The sequence below is a fragment of the Kitasatospora sp. NPDC091257 genome (assembly GCF_044757675.1).
In the GTDB taxonomy this organism is placed as follows: domain Bacteria; phylum Actinomycetota; class Actinomycetes; order Streptomycetales; family Streptomycetaceae; genus Kitasatospora; species Kitasatospora lactacystinica.
Genome location: NZ_JBIVVI010001231.1, coordinates 1 through 2,598, shown reverse-complemented (window position 1 = coordinate 2,598; position 2,598 = coordinate 1). Strand labels below are relative to the sequence as shown.

At 72.4% G+C, this 2,598-nt stretch carries 2 protein-coding genes; one reads left to right on the top strand and one right to left on the bottom strand.

Annotated elements, in window-relative coordinates:
- Positions 1-214 precede the first annotated feature (214 nt).
- Entirely contained in the window at positions 215-1,900 is a 1,686-nt protein-coding gene (locus tag ACIQOV_RS36665; RefSeq protein WP_401055126.1) for a methylmalonyl-CoA mutase, read from the top strand.
- A gap of 64 nt (positions 1,901-1,964) precedes the next feature.
- Here ACIQOV_RS36665 and ACIQOV_RS36660 read toward each other — a convergent pair.
- Positions 1,965-2,598 (bottom strand): TetR/AcrR family transcriptional regulator (locus ACIQOV_RS36660; protein WP_401055125.1); only part of this gene is annotated, 634 nt, incomplete at its 5' end.

Sequence of the window (2,598 nt, the reverse complement as noted above, 5' to 3'; positions counted from 1 at the left end):
GTCTGAGCCCCGCCGCCCGCGCCGTCGAGAGCGCCCCTCCCCGATCAAGGGGGAGGGGCGCTCCCGGCGTTTCGTGGGCCCTTCGGAGTGGATTCCCGGCCGTGCCGGCGGTCGTCCATCGACAAGTACTAGGACGTCCGAGTAAATTGTTAGGACGTCCTACTAGCTGTGCCGCCCGTCGCCGTGGCGGCCGTACGGAGCGGAGTTCGGGGTCATGGACGCCGAGGAGATCGAGCGCGGCCGGCAGCGCTGGCAGCAGCGGTACGACAAGGCCCGCAAGCGTGACGCGGACTTCACCACCCTCTCCGGTGACGAGGTCGAGCCGGTCTACGGCCCGCCCGCCGGGCAGGCCCACGAGGGTTTCGAGCGGATCGGCTGGCCGGGCGAGTACCCGTACACCCGCGGCCTGCACCCGACCGGCTACCGGGGCCGCACCTGGACCATCCGCCAGTTCGCCGGCTTCGGCAACGCCCAGCAGACCAACGAGCGCTACCGGATGATCCTGGACGCCGGCGGCGGCGGCCTCTCGGTCGCCTTCGACATGCCCACCCTGATGGGCTACGACTCGGACGACCCGAAGTCGCTCGGCGAGGTCGGCCACTGCGGAGTGGCCATCGACTCGGCCGCCGACATGGAGGTGCTGTTCGCCGGCATCCCGCTCGGCGAGGTCACCACCTCGATGACGATCAGCGGCCCGGCCGTGCCGGTCTTCTGCATGTACCTGGTCGCCGCCGAGCGCCAGGGCGTGGACCCGGCGGTGCTCAACGGCACCCTCCAGACGGACATCTTCAAGGAGTACATCGCGCAGAAGGAGTGGCTCTTCGCCCCCGAGCCGCACCTGCGCCTGATCGGCGACCTGATGGCCTACTGCGCCGAGGGCATCCCCGCGTACAAGCCGCTGTCGGTCTCCGGCTACCACATCCGCGAGGCCGGGGCGACGGCCGCGCAGGAGCTGGCGTACACCCTCGCGGACGGCTTCGGCTACGTCGAGCTGGGCCTGTCCCGCGGCCTGGACGTGGACGTCTTCGCGCCCGGCCTGTCCTTCTTCTTCGACGCGCACCTGGACTTCTTCGAGGAGATCGCCAAGTTCCGCGCCGCGCGCCGGATCTGGGCCCGCTGGATGCGCGAGCGCTTCGGCGCCAAGACCGACAAGGCGCAGTGGCTGCGCTTCCACACCCAGACCGCCGGCGTCTCGCTGACCGCGCAGCAGCCGTACAACAACGTGGTCCGCACCGCCGTGGAGGCACTGGCCGCGGTGCTCGGCGGCACCAACTCGCTGCACACCAACGCCCTGGACGAGACCCTGGCGCTGCCCTCCGAGCAGGCCGCCGAGATCGCCCTGCGCACCCAGCAGGTGCTGATGGAGGAGACCGGCGTCGCCAACGTGGCCGACCCGCTGGGCGGTTCCTGGTACGTCGAGGCGCTGACCGACCGGATCGAGCAGCAGGCCGAGGCGATCTTCCAGCGGATCCTCGACAAGGGCCGCGAGGACCACGAGATCGGCCCGATCACCTCCGGCATCCTGCGCGGCATCGAGGAGGGCTGGTTCACCGGGGAGATCGCCGAGGCGGCCTTCCAGTACCAGCAGTCGGTGGAGAAGGGCGACAAGCGCGTGGTCGGCGTCAACTGCCACCCGCGCAGCGTCACCCCCGAGCTGGAGATCCTGCGGGTCAGCCACGAGGTCGAGCGCGAGCAGGTCCGGGCGCTGGGCGAGCGCAAGGCGGCCCGGGACGAGGCGGCCGTCCGCGCCGGGCTGGACGCCATGCTGGCGGCGGCCCGCTCGGGCGAGTCGATGATCCCGCCGATGCTGGACGCGGTGCGCGCCGAGGCGACGCTGGGCGAGATCTGCAACGCGCTGCGGCAGGAGTGGGGGACGTACCAGGAGAACGCGATGTTCTGAGGCCGCGGCCGGAGCGGAGCCGCCGTACGGGACCGGGATCCCGTACGGCGGCTCCGCCGTGCGCTCAGCCGGCGAGCAGCGGTCCGAGCAGCAGGTCGGTGAAGCGGCGGGTCCACTCCGTGGTGATCGGCTCGCCGCTGACCAGGACGCGGTGCTCGACGGTGCCGGCGATGGTGTCGAAGATGATGTCGACCTCCTCGCGGGCCGAGTCGGCGTCGCAGTCCGCTCCGAGTTCTCCGCGTGCCTGGGCGGCCGCCCGGCCCTGGCGGACCAGCCGCTTCTGCGGATCCACGATGGACTCGCGGATCCGGCGCCGCAGCTGGCGGTCGCGGGTCCCCTCGGCGAACAGCGCGAGCAGCGCGGCCTGGGTCTCCGGGCGGGCCAGCAGATCGGCGAACTGGGCCACCACGGCCTCGATGTCGGCCCGCAGGCTGCCGAGGTCGGGCATCACCAGGTCGTCGAAGAGGGTGGCGACGGCGTCCACCACGAGCTCGTTCTTGGACGGCCAGCGGCGGTAGAGGGTGGTCTTGGCGACCCCGGCGCGGCTCGCCACGTGGCCCATGGTCAGTCCGCCCCAGCCGAGTTCGGCCAGCGCCTCGCGGGTGGCGTCGAGGATCGCGCGGTCGGCGGCGGCGCTGCGGGGGCGGCCCTTGGCCCGGGCGGCGCCCGCGGGTTCCGGGGTGGCGGCGGCCCGGTGG

Excerpts from the sequence above, each read along its gene's own strand:
- ACIQOV_RS36665 (WP_401055126.1), top strand. The coding sequence starts at position 215 with ATGGACGCCGAGGAGATCGAGCGCGGCCGGCAGCGCTGGCAGCAGCGG.